Source organism: Streptomyces sp. XY006 (genome assembly GCF_002237655.1).
Taxonomy (GTDB): Bacteria; Actinomycetota; Actinomycetes; order Streptomycetales; family Streptomycetaceae; genus Streptomyces; species Streptomyces levis.
In genome coordinates this window covers 21,851-43,222 of the sequence record NZ_NOKT01000018.1, presented here as the reverse complement: position 1 = coordinate 43,222, position 21,372 = coordinate 21,851, and the positions used below count along the sequence as shown (strand labels likewise).

Genomic DNA, 21,372 nt, shown 5'->3' with positions numbered 1-21,372 from the left:
CCGCCACAGCCCGATGCCCGAGGTCAGCAGCTGCCGTCCGACACCTGCAGCCCCTTGTTCGCGCCCGCCGTCCGGTTCACGACGGCCGGGACGCAGCCGGCCGCGTCGAGGCGGTGGGAGTAGGGGATGGAGACCGTGGTGTTCGAGACCGGGTCGGGCCCGGCCGGATGGTTCTCACTGCCCGGCTGGGACCACGTCACGTTGTCGAAGACGTTGCCGCCGACCTGCCAGTACCCGGCCTCGTCGGTGTAGAAGGTGCCGAGGACGTCCTTGGAGTCCTCGAAGTAGTTGTTGTCCACCCTGGCGCGGGCGCCGGCCCGGGAGTTGATGCCGGACTCGTTCAGGCGCACGTAGTGGTTGTTGTACATGTGCGCGATGCCGCCGCGCAGCAGCGGGGCGCGGGAGTCGATGTTCTCGTAGCGGTTGTGGTGGTAGGTGATGAACCCGTTCGACCGGTCGCTCTCGCTGCTGCCGACCAGGCCGCCGCGGCCGGAGTTGCGCAGGACGCTGTAGGACAGGGTCACGTACTGCGTGTTGTTCTTCATGTCGAACAGGCCGTCGTAGCCCTCCGATTCGCCGCCCGAGGCCTCCAGGGTGGTGTGGTCGACCCAGACGTTGCGGACGTTGCTCTCCATGCCTATGGCGTCGCCGCCGTTGGACGTGGGGGAGCCGGACTTCCTGACGTTCCGCACGGTCACGTTCTGGATGATGATGTTCTTCGCTTCGCGGATGTGGATGCCCACCTGGTCGAAGACCGCGCCGCTGCCGACCCCGACGATGGTCACGTTGCTGATCCTCTTCAGCTCGATCACGCCGTCGGCGGTGTCGCAGCTGCTGCCGGAGACCTTCTTGGTGCCGGCGTGGGTGATGGTCCCCGTCACCTCGATGACGAGGGGCGTGCTGCTGCTCGCCCGGCCGCACAGGGCGGCGTGGATCGCGGTCCCGGTCGTCGCCCGGACCGTCTGCCCGCCGGCGCCGCCGGTGGTCCCGCCGTTCTGTGAGGCGTAGCCGGTGGCCGGGCCCGTCGCGGCCGAGGCCGCGGGCACCGAGACCAGCGTTCCGGTCGCGGCGGCCAGGGTCAGGGTGGCCAGGGCCGCGCCGAGTCGCGCCGATGTCGCTCGCTTCATCCGTACTCTCCGTTCCGTGTGCGGAGTGCGGGTGGGGTTAGAAAGCGCTTTCTCGTGACGCTAAGGACTTGCTGTGCACGCGTCAATGGTCGTGTACATGATTCTTGTTCACGGACCTGAAAGGTCACGGCCGTATCGCTGTCCCGTGCGGCGGCCCCGCGTTAAGGTCTGCGCACAAGGCACGTTACTGATCAGTAAGGGGATGCGGCATGCAGCTCGGTATCAACCTCGGCTACTGGGGTGCCGGAATGGACGCGGACAACCTGGCCGTCGCCCAGGAGGCCGACCGGCTCGGTTACGCCGTCTGCTGGGCCGCCGAGGCCTACGGCTCCGACGCGGCCACCGTCCTGACCTGGGTCGCCGCCCAGACCGAGCGCATCGACGTCGGCTCGGCCATCTTCCAGATCCCGGCCCGCCAGCCGGCGATGACGGCCATGACCGCCGCCACCCTCGACTCCCTCTCCGGCGGCCGCTTCCGCCTCGGTCTCGGCGTCTCCGGCCCGCAGGTCTCCGAGGGCTGGTACGGCGTCAGGTTCGACAAGCCGCTGGCCCGCACCCGCGAGTACGTCGAGATCATCCGCAAGGCCATGACCCGCGAGCGCCTGTCGTACGAGGGCCGGCACTGGACGCTGCCCCTGCCCGGCGGCCCGGGCAAGCCCATCAAGCTGACCGTGCACCCGCAGCGCGAGCACATCCCGCTGTACATCGCCGCCATCGGCCCGAAGAACCTCGAACAGACCGGCGAGATCGCCGACGGCGCCCTGCTGATCTTCCCCTCCGCCGACCACCTGGAGGACACGGCGATCAAGCACCTGCGCGCGGGCCGCGAGAAGGCCGGCAAGACCCTCGACGGATTCGACGTCTGCCCGACGCTGCCGCTCGCCCTGGGCGACGACAAGGACGTCACGACGCTGGCCGACACCTTCCGCCCCTACACCGCCCTCTACGTCGGCGGCATGGGCAGCCGCAAGCAGAACTTCTACAACCAGCTCGCCCAGCGCATGGGGTACGAGAAGGAAGCCGCCGAGATCCAGGACAAGTACCTCTCCGGCGACAAGCAGGGCGCCGCGGCCGCCGTCCCGCACGACCTGATCGACAAGACGACCCTGCTCGGCTCCGTGGACCGCATCGCCGAGCGGATGAAGGCCTACGCCGAGGCCGGTGTCACCACCCTCACGCTCGCCCCGGCGGGCTTCACGCTCGACGAGCGGCTGGCCTCCCTGCGGGCCGGCACCGAGGCCCTGGAGCGTGCCGGCCTCGCCTGAGGCCCTTGGCCTCCGCGTGCCGGCCTCGCCCGAGGCCCGAGTTTCCGCGGCCGTGGTGGGGGCTCGGGGGTCTTCCCCGCCACGGCCGTCACGCGGAACAACGCGCCGGACCGCCGCCGGTTACGCCCGCCGCCGGTCCCGCCCGCCGCCGTGCCGGGCGGGCCGGGACGTCTCACCCCAGGTCCCCCATTCGGCGGAGATGTCCGGCACACCTGTTGCAGCGCCCCGCACCCCGCACTTGACTCGTTCTTCGCGGAAACCTGCGGATCCTGCAGCACGCGCACGCGCGCGGGAAGAGGTGCCCACGATGCTTTCGGCCAAGAGTCTGTTCCAGGAGATCCTCGACGACGACGCGTCCTTCGCCCTGTTCTGTTCCATCGCCGCCAGCGGCGAGTCCCAGGGCGGCTGGGAGAACGCCCGCATCGCCGCCCTCGTCCCCGACAGCGAGCGCGCGCTCGCGCCCAAGATCTCCCGGCACGGCGCCGACGAGGACAAGCACGGCCGGATCTTCAACGCCCTGCTGAAGAAGCGCGGCCTCGACCCCGTCCCGGTGCCGCCGGAGACCGACTACACGATGCTCCTGGAGAAGAACGGCATCGGCCTCGCCCACGAGCAGCTCAAGCGCGACGAGCGGCTCAGCGTCCGGGACATCGTCACCTACCTCTCCCACAGCAGGGTCACCGAGCAGCGCGCCTCCGAGCAGATGGACCTGCTGCGCAGGCACTTCGCCGACCACCCCGACATCGGCCGCGCGGTCAGGCAGATCTCCAACGACGAGGACAACCACCTCGCCTACTGCCACGAGGAGCTGCTGCGCTTCGCCCGGGCGGGCCACGGCCGGCTCATCCAGCGGACCCTGCGCGAGTGCGCGCACGCCGAGATCCGGATCTACCGGGACGTCAGCCTCGCCGTCATGGCGCACATGGGCCGCATCCTCGGCTGGTCCCGGGCCAAGTCGGCGCTGCTGCAGGCCGGCATCCACGCGGTGTACGCCTACGAACGGCTCGGCGGCTGGCGCCGGATGGTGTCGCTGAGCCCGCCGGAGCGCCGCAACGCCCTCGGCGGTCCGGCCTCACCGGAACCCGAGTTCGCCTGAACCGGCCCGCCGGCTCCCTACAGCCAGCCCCGGCGCTTAAACAGCCGGAACACCATGATCTCCAGGACGGCCATCAGGGCGATCAGCGCCGGATAGGACCAGACCCAGCTTAGCTCGGGCATGTGCTCGAAGTTCATGCCGTAGATCCCCGCGACCATCGTGGGGATCGCGGCCATAGCCGCCCAGGCCGAGATCTTCCGCATGTCGTCGTTCTGCCGGACGCTCATCTGCGCCAGATGCGCCGAGAGGATGTCGGACACCAGCCGGTCGAGGTTCTCCACGGACTCGTTCACGCGCGTGAGGTGGTCGCTGACGTCCCGGAAGAACGGCCGGGCCCGGTCGTCCACGAACGGCACCGCCACGCCGTAGGGTGCCGTGCCGGCCAGGCGGCTCATCGGCAGCGACAGCGGCCCGGTGGCCCGGCGGAACTCCAGGACCTGCCGCTTGAAGTCGTAGATCCGGGACGCGGTGTTGCGTGAGCCGCCGCCGTCGGGGGAGAAGACCTCCGCCTCCAGGCCCTCCAGGTCCGCCTGCAGTTCCAGCGCCACGTCCAGGTAGTGGTCGACAGCGGCGTCGGCGACCGCGTACAGCACCGCCGTCGGGCCGGTGCCCAGCAGCTCCGGCTCGTGCTCCAGCCGGTGCCGTACGGCCTTCAGCGGGGCGCCCTCACCGTGCCGGACGGTCACCACGAAGCTGTCGCCCAAGAAGATCATGATTTCGCCCGTGGACACCTTGTCGCTCTGCGGCTCGTACACCACCGGCTTGAGGACCACGAACAGCGAGTCGTCGTAGATCTCCAGCTTGGGGCGCTGGTGGGCTTTGAGGGCGTCCTCCACGGCCAGCGGATGCAGACCGAATTCCTGGGTGACGTGCTCGAACTCGCGCTCCGTCGGCTCGTGCAGCCCGATCCACACGAACCCGCCCGCCGCACGCGCCTCCCCCAGGGCGTCGGAGAAGTCCTCCGGCCCCTCCGTCCGGTGTCCGTCGCGGTAGATGGCACAGTCGACGATCACGAAGCGAGTCTCCCGTCACTCGAACGACACCGCACGCGCGCGTGCGCCTACGCTGGTGCGCATGCCCACGCTGATCCTGGTCAGGCACGGACGCTCCACCGCCAACACCGAGGGACTGCTCGCCGGCTGGACGCCCGGCGTCGCCCTCGACGAGCGCGGCGCCGCACAGGCCGCCGCGCTCCCCGGGCGGCTCGCCGAACTGCCCCTCGCCGAAGTCGTCACCAGTCCCCTCCAACGCTGCCAGGAGACGATCCGGCCGCTGCTGCAGGCCCGCCCGGAGCTCAGTCCCCACACCGACGAGCGCATCGGCGAGTGCCACTACGGCGACTGGTCCGGACGCAAGCTCGCCGAGCTCAAGGACGAGCCCCTGATGGAGGTCGTGCAGGCGCACCCGTCCGCGGCGGCGTTCCCCGGCGGCGAGTCCATGCGGGCCATGCAGACGCGCGCCGCCGAGGCGGTGCGCGAGTGGAACGCGCGCGTGGAGCGCGACCACGGCGCCGACGCCGTCTACCTGATGTGCTCGCACGGCGACATCATCAAGTCCCTCGTCGCGGACGCGCTGGGACTTCACCTGGACCTCTTCCAGCGGATCTCCGTGGAACCGTGTTCCGTCACCGCGATCCGCTACACACGACTGCGCCCGTTCCTCGTCCGCCTCGGCGACACCGGCGACTTCACCTCCCTGGTGCCGCGCGAGGAACCGCCGGGCGAGGAGGCCCCCGTCGGGGGTGGTGCGGGCGCACCGTGATCGTCGGCCGCAGTAGGGTGAAGCGGTCGCAGCAGTGCCGTGCCCCCACGGTTCCCACGATTCCAATGGAGACAGGACGTGTCCCGTCAGGTGTTCCTCTACGACCATCCGGAGCGTTTCGTGGCCGGTACGGTCGGACTGCCCGGGCGCCGTTCGTTCTTCCTCCAGGCCTCCGCCGGCTCCCGGGTGACCAGCGTGGCCCTGGAGAAGACCCAGGTCGCGGCGCTCGCCGAACGCATGGACGAACTGCTCGACGAGGTCGTACGCCGTAGCGGCGGCAGCGCCTCCGTCCCCGCCGTCGCCCCCTCGGAGATCACCGACACCGCCCCGCTGGACACCCCCATCGAGGAGGAGTTCCGGGTCGGCACCATGGCACTCGCCTGGGACGGCGAGGAGCAGCTCATGATCGTCGAGGCGCAGGCGCTCGTCGAACTCGACGCCGAGTCCGAGGAGGACCTCGCCGAGGCCGAGGAACGACTGCTCCAGGACGAGGAGAACGGCCCCCCGATGCTGCGGGTCCGGCTCACCGGCGCGCAGGCCAGGGCCTTCGCCAAGCGCGCCCTCGACGTCGTCAACGCCGGGCGGCCGCCGTGCCCGCTGTGCAGCCTCCCGCTCGACCCGGAAGGACACGTATGTCCGCGCCAGAACGGATACCGCCGCGGAGCGTGACACCTCCCCCGGACGCGGCCGAGCTGCTCGCCCGCGGCGAACTCACCGTGCGCGGCCGCATCCGTGAGGCGTCCAACGCGGCCCTGTACTGCACCGTCGCGTACGACGGCCGGGAGGCGGCCTGCGTCTACAAGCCGGTCGCCGGGGAGCGCCCCCTGTGGGACTTCCCCGACGGCACGCTCGCCCAGCGCGAGGTCGCGGCCTGGGAGGTCTCCGAGGCGACCGGATGGGGCCTGGTGCCGCCCACCGTGCTGCGCGAGGGCCCCTACGGCGAGGGCATGTGCCAGCTGTGGATCGAGGCGACGCCCGACGCCGAGCTGCTCGCGCTCGTCGACGGCGAGGAACCCGAGCCGGGCTGGAAGGCGATCGGCTTCGCGGAGGTCGGCGAGGGACGCACCGCGCTGCTCGTGCACGCCGACGACGAGCGGCTGCGGCGCCTCGCGGTGCTGGACGCCGTGCTCAACAACGCCGACCGCAAGGGCGGGCACCTGCTGCCCACCGGCGACGGCCGGCTGTACGGCATCGACCACGGGGTCACCTTCAACGCCGAGAACAAGCTGCGCACCCTGCTGTGGGGCTGGGCGGGCGAGCCCCTGACCCAGGAGGCCGTCGACGTCCTCGAAGGGCTGCGGAAGGACCTCGCGGAGGGCGGGACGCTCGCCGCCCGGCTCGCACCGCTGATCACCGGCGCCGAACTCGACGCCACCCGCGCCCGCGTGGCCGCCCTGCTCGCCTCGCGGACCCACCCCGAGCCGAGCGGGGAATGGCCCGCCATTCCCTGGCCACCCGTGTAGCAGCACACCGGGCCGCCTCGCCGCAAGAGCGCCTTCTCGGCCGTCCGGCCCGCTCCCATTCGTATATGGAACTTCAGTCCGGTTAGGCTCAAGGCATGCATGCCTGGCCCGCTTCCGAGGTCCCCGCCCTGCCTGGTCAGGGCCGCGACCTGAGGATCCACGACACCGCGACCGGCGGCCTCGTCACCCTCGACCCCGGTCCCGTCGCCCGAATCTACGTCTGTGGCATCACGCCGTACGACGCCACCCACATGGGACACGCGGCGACCTACAACGCGTTCGACCTCGTGCAGCGCGTGTGGCTCGACACCAAGCGGCAGGTTCACTACGTCCAGAACGTCACCGACGTCGACGATCCGCTCCTGGAGCGGGCGCAGCGCGACGGCGTCGACTGGGTCGCGCTCGCCGAGCAGGAGACGGCCCTCTTCCGTGAGGACATGACGGCTCTGCGGATGCTGCCGCCGCGGCAGTACATAGGCGCCGTCGAGGCCATACCCGGGATCGTCCCGCTGGTCGAGCGGCTCCGGGACCTGGGCGCGGCCTACGAGCTCGACGGGGACGTGTACTTCTCCGTCGAGTCCGACCCGCACTTCGGCCAGGTCTCGCGCCTGGACGCCGCGGCGATGCGGCTGCTGTCCGCCGAGCGCGGCGGCGACCCGGACCGGCCGGGCAAGAAGAACCCGCTCGACCCGATGCTGTGGATGGCCGCCCGCGAGGGAGAGCCCAGCTGGGACGGCGGATCGCTGGGCCGCGGACGGCCCGGCTGGCACATCGAGTGCGTGGCCATCGCCCTGGACCACCTCGGCATGGGCTTCGACATCCAGGGCGGCGGCTCCGACCTCGCCTTCCCGCACCACGAGATGGGCGCCTCGCACGCCCAGGTCCTCACCGGCGAGTTCCCCATGGCGAAGGCGTACGTGCACGCCGGCATGGTCGCCCTGGACGGCGAGAAGATGTCCAAGTCCAAGGGCAACCTGGTCTTCGTCTCCGCGCTCCGGCGCGAGGGCGTCGACCCGGCGGCCATCCGGCTCGCGCTGCTCGCCCACCACTACCGGGCCGACTGGGAGTGGACCGACCAGGTCCTCCAGGACGCCGTGGCACGGCTCGGCCGCTGGCGGGCCGCGGTGTCCCGGCCGGACGGCCCGCCCGCCGAGGCGCTCGTGGAGGAGATGCGCGAGGCCCTGGCCGACGACCTGGACGCCCCGGCCGCGCTCGCCGCGGTCGACCGCTGGGTCGCCCGGCAGGAGCAGGACGGCGGCTCGGACATCGGCGCGCCCGGTGTGGTCTCCCGCGCGGTGGACGCGCTGCTGGGCGTGGCGCTGTAGCCGCATCCGCGTGGCCCTGACGTGAAAGGGGCGTCTCCCGACCGGGAGACGCCCCTTTCACGCTGATGCTCAGTCCTCCGACGAATCCTCGTCGTCGGGGCCCGGCTTGGGCGGTTTCGGCGGCCGCGTGCGGCCACTGGGGTTGTCCCGCAGGTACGACGTGGCGTCGCTGCCGTCCGCCGTCGCGTGCCCGCCGGCCCCGGGCGGTCCGCCGCCGTCCCGGCGCCGCAGGTAGCGCTCGAACTCGCGGGCGATCGCCTCGCCCGACGCCTCCGGCAGCTCCGCGGTGTCCCGGGCCTCCTCCAGCGACTGGACGTACTCGGCGACCTCGCTGTCCTCCGCGGCCAGCTGGTCCACGCCGACCTGCCAGGCGCGCGCGTCCTCGGGCAGCTCGCCCAGCGGGATGCGCACGTCGATCAGGTCCTCCAGCCGGTTCAGCAGGGCCAGCGTGGCCTTCGGGTTGGGCGGCTGCGACACGTAGTGCGGCACCGCCGCCCACAGCGACACCGCCGGCACGCCCGCGTGCGTGCACGCCTCCTGGAGGACGCCGACGATGCCCGTGGGGCCCTCGTACTTGGTCTCCTCCAGGTCCATGCGCCGGGCCAGGTCCGGGTCGGACGTCGTCCCGCTGATCGGAACCGGACGCGTGTGCGGGGTGTCGCCGAGCAGAGCGCCCAGGACGACCACCAGTTCCACGCCGAGTTCGTGTGCGAAGCCGAGCAGCTCGTTGCAGAACGAACGCCACCGCATGGACGGCTCGATCCCCCGGACCAGCACCAGGTCGCGCGGCTTGTCACCGCCGACCCGGACCACCGACAACCTTGTCGTCGGCCATGTGATCTTGCGGACGCCCGCTTCCATGAAGACCGTGGGGCGGTTGACCTGGAAGTCGTAGTAGTCCTCGGCGTCCAGCGCCGCGAAGACCTCGCCCTTCCACTCCCTGTCCAGATGCGCGACCGCGGTGGAGGCGGCGTCGCCGGCATCGTTCCAGCCCTCGAACGCGGCCACCATGACCGGGTCGATCAGCTCGGGAACCCCCTCGAGCTCGATCACCCAGTGCCTCCTTCCGACGTGCCCTCGCTTGACCCCCCAACTTTACGGCGTGCCAAGGGGGCGTCCGCAGCCCCCTCGCAGGGGGAGTGCCCCCATCACTGCCCCGTGATCCACCCCGGAACACACCCGGATCCCTCCGAGCGCTCCGTGAGGCCCTGGTCACAGCGTGGAGCGCAGCCACTGCTCCACGCTCGCGATGTGCACGGCGCCCACGAGCGTGCCGCCTCGGCGTCCCGGTCGCCCAGGTCGGCCAGGATCGCCCGGTGCTCGCGCAGCGTGCGCCCCACGGCGTCCTCCAGGGTCAGGCCGCGCCACCGTGTCGTCGCGGTGGAAGTCCATGACGAGGCCGATCGCCTCCAGCAGCAGGTGCGGGTCGAGGCTGGTGACGTCGGAGACCCGGGAACGCGGAAGGGGCGGCTCCGTCGGCGTGGAACCGCCCCTCGCGACCCCCGGTCCTGCCCGGGTGGTGCCTACTTCTTGTCGAGCAGGTCCTGCACCTTGGCGCGGACCTCGCCCGTGGCCAGGCCGCGGATGGTCAGCGTGGTCCGGCGGCGCAGCACGTCGTCCTGCGTCTCGGCCCACTCGTGGTCCCGCGCCCAGACGACCTGGGCCCAGATCTCCGGGGCGTCGGGGTGGACGCGCTCGGCGAGCTCCGGGCTCTCGTTGGCCAGCCGGGCGATGTCGAAGGCCAGCGAGCCGTAGTGCGTGGCCAGGTGCCGGGCCGTGTCGGCCGCCATGCGCGGGCCGGGCGCCGGGCGGTCGGTCAGCAGCCGGTGGGCGACCGCGCGCGGGTTGGCGATACCGGGCAGCGGCAGCTTCTTCGGCAGCGAGCTGATCGGCTCGAAGTCGTCGCCGAGCGGGTGGCCCGGAAGCGTCTCCAGCTTCTTCATGATCGTCCGGCCGATGTGGCGGAAGGTGGTCCACTTGCCGCCCGCGACGGACAGCATGCCGCCCCGGCCCTCGGTGACGACCGTCTCACGCTTGGCCTTGGCGGTGTCGCCGGGGCCGCCCGGCAGCACGCGCAGGCCGGCGAAGGAGTACGTGATCAGGTCACGGCTGAGCTGCTGGTCGCGGACCGAGAAGGCGGCCTCGTCCAGGATCTGGGTTATGTCCTGCTCGGTGACCGAGACGTCCGCCGGGTCGCCCTCGAACACCTCGTCGGTGGTGCCGAGCAGCAGCATGTCCTCCCAGGGGAGGGCGAAGGTGATGCGGTACTTGTCGATCGGGGTGGCGAGCGCGGCCTTCCAGGGGGAGGTGCGCTTGAGGACCAGGTGCGCGCCCTTCGACAGGCGGATGGAGGGCGCCGCGTCCGGGTTCTCCATCCGGCGCAGGTGGTCGACCCACGGACCGGTCGCGTTCAGCACCAGCCGGGCGTTGACGCCGAACTCGTCGCCGGACAGCCGGTCCTTCAGCTCGGCGCCCGTGACCCGGCCCTGGGTGAAGCGCAGGCCGGTGACCTCGGCGTGGTTGAGCACGACCGCGCCGGCCTCGACGGCCGCGCGGACCGTCATCAGCGCCATGCGGGCGTCGTTCATCTGGTCGTCGCCGTAGACGGCCACGGCCTTGAGGTTCTCGGTGCGCAGCTCGGGCACGTCCTGCGCGGCCTTGGCCGGCGAGAGCAGGTGCCCGACGCCGTCGCCGAAGGCGGAGAGCGCGGAGTAGGCGAAGACGCCCGCGCCCAGCTTCGCCGCGCCGTGCGGCCCGCCCTTGTACACCGGGAGGTAGAACGTGAGCGGGTTCGCCAGGTGGGGAGCCACCTGGCGGGAGACCGCACGGCGCTCGAAGTGGTTCTCCGCCACCAGCTTCACCGCGCCGGTCTGCAGGTAGCGCAGACCGCCGTGGAGCAGCTTGGAGGAGGCGGAGGACGTGGCGCCGGCGAAGTCGCCGGCGTCCACCAGAGCCACCCTGAGGCCGGACTGCGCGGCATGCCAGGCGGTGGAGATGCCCAGGATGCCACCGCCGATCACGAGAAGGTCGTACGACGCCTTGGCGAGCTGCTCCCTGGTCTCGGCCCGGCTCGGGTTGGAGCCGGAGGCCGGGTGCGTCCCCAGGGCAGGCACGGACTGCAGGGTGGACTGAGTGGTCATGCTGTTTCTTACTCCTCGTCCTCGAGCCAGCCCATGGTCCGCTCGACGGCCTTGAGCCAGTTCTTGTACTCACGGGCGCGGGTCTCCGCGTCCATGCGGGGGGTCCACTCGGCGGCCCGGCGCCAGTTGGCGCGCAGGTCGTCGGTGCTGTTCCAGAAGCCGACGGCGAGGCCGGCGGCGTAGGCGGCGCCGAGGCAGGTGGTCTCGGCGACCATCGGGCGCACCACGGGGGCGTCCACGAAGTCGGCGAGGGTCTGCATCAGCAGGTTGTTGGAGGTCATGCCGCCGTCGACCTTGAGGGCGGCCAGCTCGACGCCGGAGTCCTTGGTCATGGCGTCGGCGATCTCCCGCGTCTGCCAGGCGGTGGCCTCCAGGACGGCGCGCGCGAGGTGCGCCTTGGTGACGTACCGGGTCAGGCCGGCGATCACACCGCGGGCGTCGGAGCGCCAGTACGGGGCGAACAGGCCGGAGAAGGCCGGCACGAAGTAGGCGCCGCCGTTGTCCTCGACCGACAGGGCGAGGGTCTCGATCTCGGCGGCGGTGGAGATCAGGCCCATCTGGTCGCGCATCCACTGCACCAGCGAACCCGTGACGGCGATCGAGCCCTCCAGGGCGTAGACCGTGTCCTGGTCGCCGATCTTGTAGCCGACGGTGGTGAGCAGGCCGCTGTAGGAGTTGATGATCTTGTCGCCGGTGTTCATCACCATGAAGGTGCCGGTGCCGTAGGTCGACTTGGTCTCGCCCTCGGCGAAACAGGTCTGGCCGAACAGGGCGGCCTGCTGGTCGCCGAGCGCGGAGGCCACCGGGATGCCGCCGAGCAGCTCGCCGAGCTTGCCGCCGGTGATCTCGCCGTAGACCTCGGCGGAGGAGCGGATCTCGGGCAGGATCTGCTTCGGGACGCCGATCGACTCGCAGATCTTGTCGTCCCACTGCATGGTGTGCAGGTTCATCAGCATCGTGCGCGAGGCGTTGGTGACGTCCGTGACGTGCTTGCCGCCGTCGACACCACCGGTCAGGTTCCAGATGACCCAAGTGTCCATCGTGCCGAAGAGGATGTCGCCCGCCTCGGCGCGCTCCTTGAGCCCGTCGACGTTGTCGAGCAGCCAGCGGGCCTTCGGACCGGCGAAGTAGGAGGCCAGGGGGAGGCCGGTCTCGCGGCGGAAGCGGTCCTGGCCGACGTTGCGGCCGAGCTCGCGGCAGAGGGCGTCGGTGCGGGTGTCCTGCCAGACGATGGCGTTGTGGACGGGCTCACCGGTGTTCTTGTCCCACAGCACGGTCGTCTCGCGCTGGTTGGTGATGCCGATGGCCTTGATGTCGTCGCGGGTGATGCCGGCCTTCTCGATGGCCCCGGCGACGACCTCCTGGACGTTCGTCCAGATCTCGGTGGCGTTGTGCTCGACCCAGCCCGGCTTCGGGAAGATCTGCTCGTGCTCCTTCTGGTCGACGGAGACGATCCGGCCGTCCCGGTCGAAGACGATGCAGCGCGACGAGGTGGTGCCCTGGTCGATGGCGGCGATGAAGGGGCCGGCGGTGTGCGCGTCGGTCACTGTGTGCTCCTGGTAATTCCGGTTTTAAGGGGCTTTACGTACGGCGCTTGCTGGAAGTTTCGCGCGGACGCGAAGTCGTACTCCTAGGCGAATGCGACGTTGTAGATGCCTGCCGCGATGGCGCCGCCGATCAGCGGACCCACCACGGGAACCCAGGCGTAGCCCCAGTCGGAGCCGCCCTTGTTGGGCAGCGGCAGCAGGGCGTGCACGATACGCGGACCGAGGTCACGGGCCGGGTTGATCGCGTACCCCGTCGGGCCGCCGAGGGAGAGGCCGATGGAGACCACCACGAGCGCGGTGATCAGGGCCCCCAGGGTGCCCAGGCCGTTGCCCGCGTCGTTCAGGCCCTGGGTGAGCACGGCCAGCACCAGCACGATCGTGCCGATGACCTCCGTGGCGACGTTCTGCCAGGCGACCCGGACCTCGGGGCCGGTGGAGAAGACGCCCAGCACGGGGCCGGCGCCCTGCTCCTGGGCCTCGACGGCCTTGGCCGCCGTGTCCTGCGCACCCGGACCGCCGACGATCTCGCGGTCGGTGAGGTGGGCGTGGAACTGACCGTAGTAGGCGATCCAGACCAGGGCCGCGCCGATCATGGCGCCGAGGACCTGTCCGGCCCAGTAGACCGGAACGTTGTTCCAGTCGCCGTCCTTGATCGCCAGGGCGAGCGTGACGGCCGGGTTCAGATGGGCGCCGGAGAGCGGCGCCGTGGTGTAGACCGCCGTGAGCACCGCGAAGCCCCACCCGAAGGTGATGGCGAGCCAGCCGGCGTTACGGGCCTTGGAAGCCTTCAGCGTGACGGCGGCGCAGACGCCACCGCCGAGGAGGATGAGTATGGCGGTACCGATGGTCTCGCCGATGAAGATGTCGGAGCTGGACACCCGCGACTCCTTTGTCCTACGTCCAGGGAAGTTCGATACCGGCCTGGCGTTGTCACACTCTAGCGCGTATTGCCGGTAGCTGTTCGACAATGTCGACCGATGGACGGGAGTCTTGCTTCGGCGTTACGAGCACGTCAAGAGCTGTGTCGTCGAAAACACGATCGTTACTGATCGCCGTGCGTCCGTGGATCTTCGTGCAGGTCGGAACGGGGATGCGCCCGGGCATGCCGAAGTCCGGGACGCCGTCCGGCGTCCCGGTTGTGTGGTGAGGCGTCAGAACCGCCCGGCGCCCAGGTCGCGAGAGACCGCGCGGGCGCAGTCCCGGACGGCCGCGATGAGCTCGGGGCGCAGCACGGCCTCCTCGCCGGGGCGGCACAGCCGCTCCACGGCGCCGGTGATGCCGACCGCGCCGACCGGCATCCGCCGCCGGTCGTGGATGGGGGCGGCGAGCGAGGCGACGCCCTCCCAGGTCTCCTCCACGTCCGCCGCGTAACCCCGCGCGCGCGTGACGTCGAGGATGTGCTCGAACTCCTCCGGCTCGCACACCGTGCGGTCCGTGAACGCCTTGCGGTCGGCCTCCAGGGCCTCGCTGTGCGCCACCGGGTCGTAGGCGGACAGCACCTTGCCCAGGGCCGTGGAGTGCAGCGGCTGCATGGCCCCGATCTCCAGGACCTGCCGGCTGTCGTCGGGCCGGAACACGTGGTGCACGATCAGCACGCCCTGCTGGTGCAGCACGCCCAGGTAGACGCTCTCGCCGCTGGAGCGGGCCAGGTCGTCGGTCCACACCAGGGCGCGCGCCCGCAGCTCGTGCACGTCCAGGTAGGTCGTGCCCAGGCGCAGCAGCTCCGCGCCCAGCTGATAGCGCCCGGAGGCGTCGTCCTGCTCGACGAAGCCCTCCTGCTGGAGGGTGCGCAGTATGCCGTGGGCCGTGCCCTTGGCCAGGCCCAGCGACGAGGCGATGTCCGACAGGCCGAGCCGCCGCTCGCCGCCCGCCAGCAGCCGCAGCATCGCGGCCGCTCGCTCGAGCGACTGGATGTTCCGTGCCATCGCCGTACTGCCTCCGTCCCCTTCGACCGCCGACAAGCGGGGCCGACAGCCCTCGTTCGGCAATGTCGAACACTACCGGTCGTTGCCGACCTCTCGCTAATGGCGGGTCACCATTTGTTGTGTCGCCCCCGGCCGGACCGTCACCCGTGCGCCGCCCGGGAGGCCCCGACTACGCCGGCGCGTCCGCCCCGTGGACGCGCTGCCCATCCAAGCCGACTCCCGGTTACGCTGGCGCCGTGCGCCGTCCCCGGATGCCCTGCCGGATGTCCGGGAAGCCGCATAGCCGACAGCCGTCGCATCCGAGGGAGCCCTTTTCATGGCCTCGTTGCCGCCGACCCCTTCCGCAGACAGCCGGACCCGCGTGTCCGCGCTCCGAGAGGCACTGGCCACCCGTGTGGTGGTGGCCGACGGTGCCATGGGCACCATGCTCCAGGCACAGGACCCCACGCTGGAGGACTTCGAGAATCTCGAGGGCTGCAACGAGATCCTCAACCTGACCCGCCCGGACATCGTCCGCTCCGTCCACGACGCCTACTTCGCCGTCGGCGTCGACTGCGTCGAGACCAACACCTTCGGCGCCAACCACTCGGCCATGGCCGAGTACGAGATCTCCGAGCGGATCCACGAACTGTCCGAGGCCGGCGCCCGCATCGCCCGCGAGGCGGCCGACGAGTACGCCGCCCGCGACGGACGGCCCCGCTGGGTCCTGGGCTCCATCGGCCCCGGCACCAAGCTGCCCACGCTCGGCCACATCACCTACGGCACGATCCGCGACGGCTACCAGGCCAACGCCGAGGGCCTGCTCGCCGGCGGCGCCGACGCGCTCATCGTGGAGACCACGCAGGACCTCCTGCAGACCAAGGCGTCCGTCCTGGGCGCCCGCCGGGCCATGGAGGCCACCGGCGTCGAGGTCCCCCTGCTGTGTTCCATGGCGTTCGAGACCACCGGCACCATGCTGCTCGGCTCCGAGATCGGCGCGGCGCTGACCGCGCTGGAGCCCCTCGGCATCGACATGATCGGCCTGAACTGCTCCACCGGCCCCGCCGAGATGAGCGAGCACCTGCGCTACCTGACGCGCCACTCGCGCATCCCGCTGCTGTGCATGCCCAACGCCGGCCTGCCGATCCTCACCAAGGACGGCGCGCACTTCCCGCTCGACCCCGAGGGCCTGGCCGACGCCCAGCAGAACTTCGTCCGGGACTACGGCCTGTCCCTGGTCGGCGGCTGCTGCGGCACCACCCCCGAGCACCTGCGGCAGCTGGTCGAGCGGGTCCGGGACGTCACCCCGACCGAGCGCGCCCCCCAGCCCGAGCCGGGCGCCGCCTCCCTGTACCAGTCGGTGCCGTTCCGGCAGGACACCTCCTACCTGGCCATCGGCGAGCGCACCAACGCCAACGGCTCGAAGAAGTTCCGCGAGGCCATGCTGGACGGCCGCTGGGACGACTGCGTGGAGATGGCGCGCGAGCAGATCCGCGAGGGCGCGCACATGCTCGACCTGTGCGTGGACTACGTCGGCCGCGACGGCGTCGCCGACATGGAGGAACTGGCCGGCCGCTTCGCCACCGCCTCCACCCTGCCGATCGTGCTGGACTCCACCGAGGTCGAGGTGATCCGGGCCGGCCTGGAGAAGCTCGGCGGCCGCGCGGTGATCAACTCGGTGAACTACGAGGACGGCGACGGCCCCGAGTCCCGCTTCGCCAAGGTCACCCAGCTCGCCAAGGAGCACGGCGCCGCCCTCATCGCGCTCACCATCGACGAGGAGGGCCAGGCCCGCACCGCCGAGAAGAAGGTCGAGATCGCCGAGCGGCTCATCGACGACCTCACCGGCAACTGGGGCATCCACGAGGAGGACATCCTCGTCGACTGCCTCACCTTCACCATCTGCACCGGCCAGGAGGAGTCCCGCAAGGACGGCATCGCCACCATCGAGGGCATCCGCGAACTGAAGCGGCGCCACCCGAAGGTGCAGACGACCCTGGGCCTGTCCAACATCTCCTTCGGCCTCAACCCGGCCGCCCGCATCCTGCTGAACTCCGTATTCCTCGACGAGTGCGTCAAGGCGGGCCTGGACTCGGCGATCGTGCACGCCTCGAAGATCCTGCCGATCGCCCGCTTCAGCGAGGAGGAGGTCCAGACGGCTCTGGACCTCATCTACGACCGCCGTGCCGAGGGCTACGACCCGCTGCAGAAGCTCATGCAGCTCTTCGAGGGCGCCACGGCCAAGTCCCTCAAGGCCGGCAAGGCCGAGGAGCTGGCCGCCCTGCCGCTGGACGAGCGCCTGCAGCGCCGCATCATCGACGGCGAGCGCAACGGCCTCGAAGCCGACCTCGACGAGGCGCTCCGGGAGCGGCCCGCGCTCGACATCGTCAACCAGACCCTGCTGGAGGGCATGAAGGTCGTCGGCGAGCTGTTCGGCTCCGGCCAGATGCAGCTGCCGTTCGTCCTGCAGTCCGCCGAGGTGATGAAGGCCGCCGTCGCCCACCTCGAACCGCACATGGAGAAGACCGACGAGGCCGGCAAGGGCACCATCGTCCTCGCCACCGTGCGCGGCGACGTGCACGACATCGGCAAGAACCTCGTCGACATCATCCTGACCAACAACGGCTACAACGTCGTCAACCTCGGCATCAAGCAGCCGGTCTCCGCGATCCTCGACGCCGCCGAGGAGCACCGGGCCGACGTCATCGGCATGTCCGGTCTCCTGGTCAAGTCCACCGTGATCATGAAGGAGAACCTGGAGGAGCTGAACCAGCGCGACCTGGCGGCGAAGTACCCGGTCATCCTCGGCGGCGCCGCCCTCACCCGCGCCTACGTCGAGCAGGACCTGCACGAGCTCTACGAGGGCGAGGTGCGCTACGCCCGCGACGCCTTCGAGGGCCTGCGCCTGATGGACGCCCTCATCGGCGTCAAGCGGGGCGTGCCCGGCGCGAAGCTGCCCGAGCTGAAGCAGCGCCGGGTCCGGGCCGCCGCCCCGGCCGCCGTGGAGGAGCGCCCCGAGGAGGGGCACGTCCGCTCCGACGTGGCCACCGACAACCCCGTGCCCACCCCGCCCTTCCGCGGCACCCGCGTCATCAAGGGCATCCAGCTCAAGGAGTACGCGAGCTGGCTCGACGAGGGCGCCCTGTTCAAGGGGCAGTGGGGCCTGAAGCAGGCCCGCACGGGCGAGGGCCCGTCCTACGAGGCACTCGTCGAGAGCGAGGGCCGCCCCCGGCTGCGCGGCCTGCTCGACCGGCTCCAGACGGAGAACCTGCTGGAGGCGGCCGTGGTCTACGGCTACTTCCCCTGCGTCTCCAAGGACGACGACCTGATCATCCTGGACGACCAGGGCAACGAGCGCACCCGCTTCACCTTCCCGCGCCAGCGCCGGGGCCGGCGCCTGTGCCTGGCCGACTTCTTCCGCCCGGAGGAGTCCGGCGAGACCGACGTCGTCGGCCTCCAGGTCGTCACCGTCGGCTCACGCATCGGCGAGGAGACCGCACGCCTGTTCGAGGCCAACGCCTACCGTGACTACCTCGAACTGCACGGCCTGTCCGTGCAGCTCGCCGAGGCCCTCGCCGAGTACTGGCACGCCCGCGTCCGCTCCGAACTCGGCTTCGCCGGCGAGGACCCGGACGAGATGCAGGGCATGTTCGAGCTCAAGTACCGGGGCGCCCGCTTCTCCCTCGGCTACGGCGCCTGCCCGAACCTGGAGGACCGCGCCAAGATCGCGGACCTGCTCCAGCCGGAGCGCATCGGCGTCCACCTGTCCGAGGAGTTCCAGCTGCACCCGGAGCAGTCCACGGACGCCATCGTGATCCACCACCCCGAGGCGAAGTACTTCAACGCCCGCTGACCCGGCCCGCCGGGCACACGCCGCCACCCCCGGCGTACGCACCGTGTGCCCGGCGGCACAGCGGCCAAACGAGGCACTTACGCCGGACACGACGTAGACTGGTCGGTCCACTGCAGGCCGGTTCCCCTCGTGGGAGCCGGCCTGATCGTCCCTCAAGGAGGTAGGTGGATGACCAGTACGGTCCCCGCGCTCGGTACCCGGACGGCCGAAGGGTCGGCCCTCCAGGCCGTGCTCCTCGACATGGACGGCACCCTGGTGGACACGGAGGGCTTCTGGTGGGACGTCGAGGTCGAGGTCTTCGCCTCGCTCGGCCACACCCTCGACGAGTCCTGGCGCCATGTCGTGGTCGGCGGTCCCATGACCCGCAGCGCGGGCTTCCTGATCGAGGCCACCGGAGCCGACATCGGCCTCGACGAACTCACGGTCCTGCTCAACGACGGCTTCGAGGAGCGCATCGGACGCGCCCTGCCGCTGATGCCGGGCGCCGGCCGGCTGCTCGCCGAGCTGTACGAGTACGAGATCCCCACGGCCCTCGTCTCCGCCTCGCACCGGCGCATCATCGACCGCGTGCTCGCCTCGCTCGGCGCGCACCACTTCCACCTGTCGGTCGCCGGCGACGAGGTGCCGCGCACCAAGCCCCACCCCGACCCCTACCTGGCGGCCGCCGCCGGGCTCGGAGCGGACCCGGCCCGCTGTGCCGTCATCGAGGACACCGCCACCGGCGTCGCCGCGGCGGAGGCCGCCGGCTGCCGGGTCGTGGCCGTGCCCTCCGTCGCCCCCATCCAGCCGGCCCTCAGGCGCACGGTGGTCAGCTCGCTCGAAGAGGTCGACCTGACATTTCTGCACGGTCTGATGACGGAAATGCGCTAGCCGTTCACCCAGCGTGCAGCGGGGATAGGGCGGTAATTCCGCAGGTGAATTCGAACCCCTGCGGATGACCGAATTCCCGTACCCTCGAACCTGTTTACGCGTGTGACGTTCCCCACGCGATCCGGGGTCGACAGCGGGTCCGGTGTGTGCTGTGCACCCCCTCCGGGGGGCCGTCGGCGTGCCCTTGTGTCCCGATTCATGGAACGCTGTACCAAAGCTTCCGCTGTCGGGTTTTCGGTGTGTCCACGCCCGGTTCCGCAGCGTGATGGGTGCTCAACTCCAGTGGCTGCGAAGGTTCCTGCCGGGCCGGACTAATCTCGTCGCGAGAACCTCGCCCCACCCCCGTGATCCGCTGCGCCACCCCTGCATGCCGGGTACACGGAGTCGACAGCTCTGGAGAAACTCGAGCATGAACCGCAAGACTTTGGTGCTGCCGGCCGTCGTCGGCCTGCTCGCGCCGGTGCTCGCCGCCTGCGGCGGTTCCGGCAGTGGGAGCGGCGACAGCGACGCGATCGTCGTCGGCACCACGGACCGGTTCACCGCCTCGAAGGACGCGCCCGCGCCCCTCGACCCGGCGTACGCCTACGACGTCGGCACCTGGAACGTCCTGCGCCAGACCGTGCAGACGCTGATGATCCAGCCGCGCGGTGAGGGCGAGCCGGTCCCCGAGGCCGCCGAGCGCTGCGGCTTCACCGACACCGGCAACGAGCGCTACGCCTGCACCCTGCGCGACGGCCTGAAGTTCGCCAACGGCGACCCCGTCACCGCGGCCGACGTGAAGTACTCCATCGACCGCGCCCTCTCCCTCAAGGCCGACAGCGGTGTCTTCGCCCTGCTGTCCACGGTCGACACCGTCGAGACGCAGGGCGACCGCGAGGTCATCTTCCACCTGAAGACGGCCGACGCCACCTTCCCCTACAAGCTGTCGACCCCGGTCGCGGGCATCGTCGACCCGGACGACTACCCGAAGAACAAGCTGCGCGACGGTTTCGACCTCGAAGGCTCGGGTCCGTACACCCTCAAGGCCGTCGTCGAGAACGACGAGATGGTCCGGGCCGAGTTCACCAGGAACCCCGAGTACAAGGGGACCCTCAAGGTGAACAACGACAAGGTCGAGATGGTCTCCTTCAAGGACGCCGACGCCATGGGCGAGGCGCTGGAGAAGGGCGACATCGACCTGATGACCCGCGCCATGTCCCCGGACCAGATCCGCAAGCTCTCGGGCGACGCGGACACCGAGGTCGACCTCGTCGAGATGCCCGGCCTGGAGATCCGCTACCTGGGCTTCGACACCGACGCCCCGAGCGTGAAGTCCAAGGCCGTGCGCCAGGCGATGGCCCAGGTCGTCAACCGCAGCGCCCTGGTCGCCAAGGTCTACGGCTCCCAGGCCGAGCCGCTGTACTCGCTGGTCCCGGCCAGCGTCACGGGCCACTCCAACTCGTTCTTCAACAAGTACGGCGACCCGAGCGTCACCAAGGCGCGCTCGCTGCTCAACCAGGCGAACGTCACCACCCCGGTGAAGCTCACGCTGCACTACACGACCGACCACTACGGCCCCGGCACCAAGAAGGAGTTCGAGGTCCTGCGCGACCAGCTGAACTCCAGCGGGCTGTTCGAGGTCGGCATCAAGGGCACCCCGTGGGACACGTTCCGCCCGGCCGAGAAGAAGGGCGAGTACGACGTCTACGGCATGGGCTGGTTCCCGGACTTCCCGGACGCCGACAACTTCCTCGCGCCGTTCCTCGACAAGGACAACACCCTCGGCTCGCCCTACGCCAACGGCCGCATCCGCAACACCCTGATCCCCGAGTCCCGCCGTGAGGCGGACCGGCTGTCCGCCTCCACCAGCCTGACGGACATTCAGGACATCGTCGCCAGTGACGTGCCGGTGCTGCCGCTGTGGCAGGGCAAGCAGTACGTCGCCGCGCGCGACGACATCACCGGTACTGCCTACGCCCTCAACTCCTCCTCGACGCTCCAGCTGTGGGAGCTCGGGCGCGGTGTGAGCGGCTGACGCACCC

At 70.7% G+C, this 21,372-nt stretch carries 15 protein-coding genes and 2 pseudogenes; 9 read left to right on the top strand and 8 right to left on the bottom strand.

Going from position 1 to position 21,372, the window contains the following annotated elements; translation table 11 throughout:
• Nucleotides 1–26: 26 nt before the first annotated feature.
• Nucleotides 27–1,127 (bottom strand): annotated as a pseudogene (locus tag CHR28_RS21505) (pectate lyase family protein); the annotation flags it as partial.
• Nucleotides 1,128–1,336: 209 nt separating this feature from the next.
• On the opposite strand from CHR28_RS21505, the gene CHR28_RS21500 reads away from it, so the two are divergent.
• The gene (locus CHR28_RS21500) at nt 1,337–2,392 is read left to right on the top strand and encodes an LLM class F420-dependent oxidoreductase (protein WP_094055310.1); all 1,056 of its coding nucleotides are present in this window, start codon (nt 1,337–1,339) and stop codon (nt 2,390–2,392) included.
• Between the two features lie 307 nt (nt 2,393–2,699).
• On the top strand, nt 2,700–3,488 hold the full coding sequence (locus CHR28_RS21495) for a hypothetical protein (RefSeq protein ID WP_094055309.1): 789 nt from the start codon (nt 2,700–2,702) through the stop codon (nt 3,486–3,488).
• Between the two features lie 17 nt (nt 3,489–3,505).
• Here the strand turns inward: CHR28_RS21495 and corA are convergent, their stop codons facing one another.
• Entirely contained in the window at nt 3,506–4,501 is a 996-nt protein-coding gene (corA, locus tag CHR28_RS21490; RefSeq protein WP_094055308.1) for a magnesium/cobalt transporter CorA, read from the bottom strand.
• A 61-nt stretch (nt 4,502–4,562) separates the two neighbouring features.
• Here corA and CHR28_RS21485 point away from each other — a divergent pair, with 61 nt between their 5' ends.
• From CHR28_RS21485 to mshC, 4 genes are all read left to right on the top strand, one after another.
• Nucleotides 4,563–5,249 carry a histidine phosphatase family protein gene (locus tag CHR28_RS21485; protein ID WP_094055307.1) on the top strand — a complete coding sequence of 229 codons (687 nt, stop codon included), beginning with the start codon at nt 4,563–4,565 and terminating at the stop codon, nt 5,247–5,249.
• Between the two features lie 78 nt (nt 5,250–5,327).
• Nucleotides 5,328–5,918 (top strand): DUF3090 domain-containing protein, encoded by a 591-nt coding sequence (locus tag CHR28_RS21480; protein ID WP_094055306.1) that lies wholly within the window; start codon nt 5,328–5,330, stop codon nt 5,916–5,918.
• Nucleotides 5,882–6,712: an SCO1664 family protein gene (locus tag CHR28_RS21475; protein ID WP_179272517.1), complete on the top strand. Its 831-nt coding sequence runs from the start codon at nt 5,882–5,884 to the stop codon at nt 6,710–6,712. The genes CHR28_RS21480 and CHR28_RS21475 overlap by 37 nt, the downstream gene beginning before the upstream one ends.
• 95 nt (nt 6,713–6,807) lie before the next feature.
• Entirely contained in the window at nt 6,808–8,037 is a 1,230-nt protein-coding gene (mshC, locus tag CHR28_RS21470) for a cysteine--1-D-myo-inosityl 2-amino-2-deoxy-alpha-D-glucopyranoside ligase (RefSeq protein WP_094055304.1), read from the top strand.
• Nucleotides 8,038–8,106: 69 nt separating this feature from the next.
• Here mshC and CHR28_RS21465 read toward each other — a convergent pair whose 3' ends face one another.
• The 6 genes and pseudogenes from CHR28_RS21465 to CHR28_RS21440 all read right to left on the bottom strand — a co-directional run bounded on the left by CHR28_RS21465 (nt 8,107) and on the right by CHR28_RS21440 (nt 14,649).
• Nucleotides 8,107–9,090 carry a PAC2 family protein gene (locus CHR28_RS21465; RefSeq protein ID WP_094055303.1) on the bottom strand — a complete coding sequence of 328 codons (984 nt, stop codon included), beginning with the start codon at nt 9,088–9,090 and terminating at the stop codon, nt 8,107–8,109.
• Between the two features lie 159 nt (nt 9,091–9,249).
• Nucleotides 9,250–9,422: pseudogene (locus tag CHR28_RS21460) on the bottom strand (GntR family transcriptional regulator); the annotation flags it as partial.
• Nucleotides 9,423–9,560: 138 nt separating this feature from the next.
• The gene (locus CHR28_RS21455; protein WP_094055302.1) at nt 9,561–11,177 is read right to left on the bottom strand and encodes a glycerol-3-phosphate dehydrogenase/oxidase; all 1,617 of its coding nucleotides are present in this window, start codon (nt 11,175–11,177) and stop codon (nt 9,561–9,563) included.
• A gap of 8 nt (nt 11,178–11,185) precedes the next feature.
• On the bottom strand, nt 11,186–12,724 hold the full coding sequence (gene glpK / locus CHR28_RS21450) for a glycerol kinase GlpK (RefSeq protein WP_094055301.1): 1,539 nt from the start codon (nt 12,722–12,724) through the stop codon (nt 11,186–11,188).
• 83 nt (nt 12,725–12,807) lie between these two features.
• On the bottom strand, nt 12,808–13,602 hold the full coding sequence (locus tag CHR28_RS21445) for an MIP/aquaporin family protein (protein ID WP_094055300.1): 795 nt from the start codon (nt 13,600–13,602) through the stop codon (nt 12,808–12,810).
• Nucleotides 13,603–13,875: 273 nt separating this feature from the next.
• Nucleotides 13,876–14,649, bottom strand: a complete 774-nt coding sequence (locus CHR28_RS21440; RefSeq protein WP_094055299.1) for an IclR family transcriptional regulator — start codon at nt 14,647–14,649, stop codon at nt 13,876–13,878.
• Nucleotides 14,650–14,965: 316 nt separating this feature from the next.
• Between CHR28_RS21440 and metH the strand changes: the two genes are divergently transcribed.
• From metH to CHR28_RS21420, 3 genes are all read left to right on the top strand, one after another.
• Nucleotides 14,966–18,481 (top strand): methionine synthase, encoded by a 3,516-nt coding sequence (gene metH, locus CHR28_RS21435; RefSeq protein WP_094055298.1) that lies wholly within the window; start codon nt 14,966–14,968, stop codon nt 18,479–18,481.
• 168 nt (nt 18,482–18,649) lie between these two features.
• On the top strand, nt 18,650–19,351 hold the full coding sequence (locus CHR28_RS21430; RefSeq protein ID WP_094055297.1) for an HAD family hydrolase: 702 nt from the start codon (nt 18,650–18,652) through the stop codon (nt 19,349–19,351).
• A 409-nt stretch (nt 19,352–19,760) separates the two neighbouring features.
• Nucleotides 19,761–21,365 (top strand): ABC transporter substrate-binding protein, encoded by a 1,605-nt coding sequence (locus CHR28_RS21420; protein ID WP_094055296.1) that lies wholly within the window; start codon nt 19,761–19,763, stop codon nt 21,363–21,365.
• Nucleotides 21,366–21,372 lie beyond the last annotated feature (7 nt).

Excerpts from the sequence above, each read along its gene's own strand:
- CHR28_RS21495 (WP_094055309.1), top strand. The coding sequence starts at position 2,700 with ATGCTTTCGGCCAAGAGTCTGTTCCAGGAGATCCTCGACGACGACGCG.
- CHR28_RS21420 (WP_094055296.1), top strand. The coding sequence starts at position 19,761 with ATGAACCGCAAGACTTTGGTGCTGCCGGCCGTCGTCGGCCTGCTCGCG.
- CHR28_RS21475 (WP_179272517.1), top strand. The coding sequence starts at position 5,882 with ATGTCCGCGCCAGAACGGATACCGCCGCGGAGCGTGACACCTCCCCCG.
- metH (WP_094055298.1), top strand. The coding sequence starts at position 14,966 with ATGGCCTCGTTGCCGCCGACCCCTTCCGCAGACAGCCGGACCCGCGTG.
- CHR28_RS21455 (WP_094055302.1), bottom strand. The coding sequence starts at position 11,177 with ATGACCACTCAGTCCACCCTGCAGTCCGTGCCTGCCCTGGGGACGCAC.
- CHR28_RS21485 (WP_094055307.1), top strand. The coding sequence starts at position 4,563 with ATGCCCACGCTGATCCTGGTCAGGCACGGACGCTCCACCGCCAACACC.
- CHR28_RS21430 (WP_094055297.1), top strand. The coding sequence starts at position 18,650 with ATGACCAGTACGGTCCCCGCGCTCGGTACCCGGACGGCCGAAGGGTCG.
- mshC (WP_094055304.1), top strand. The coding sequence starts at position 6,808 with ATGCATGCCTGGCCCGCTTCCGAGGTCCCCGCCCTGCCTGGTCAGGGC.
- CHR28_RS21440 (WP_094055299.1), bottom strand. The coding sequence starts at position 14,649 with ATGGCACGGAACATCCAGTCGCTCGAGCGAGCGGCCGCGATGCTGCGG.
- CHR28_RS21500 (WP_094055310.1), top strand. The coding sequence starts at position 1,337 with ATGCAGCTCGGTATCAACCTCGGCTACTGGGGTGCCGGAATGGACGCG.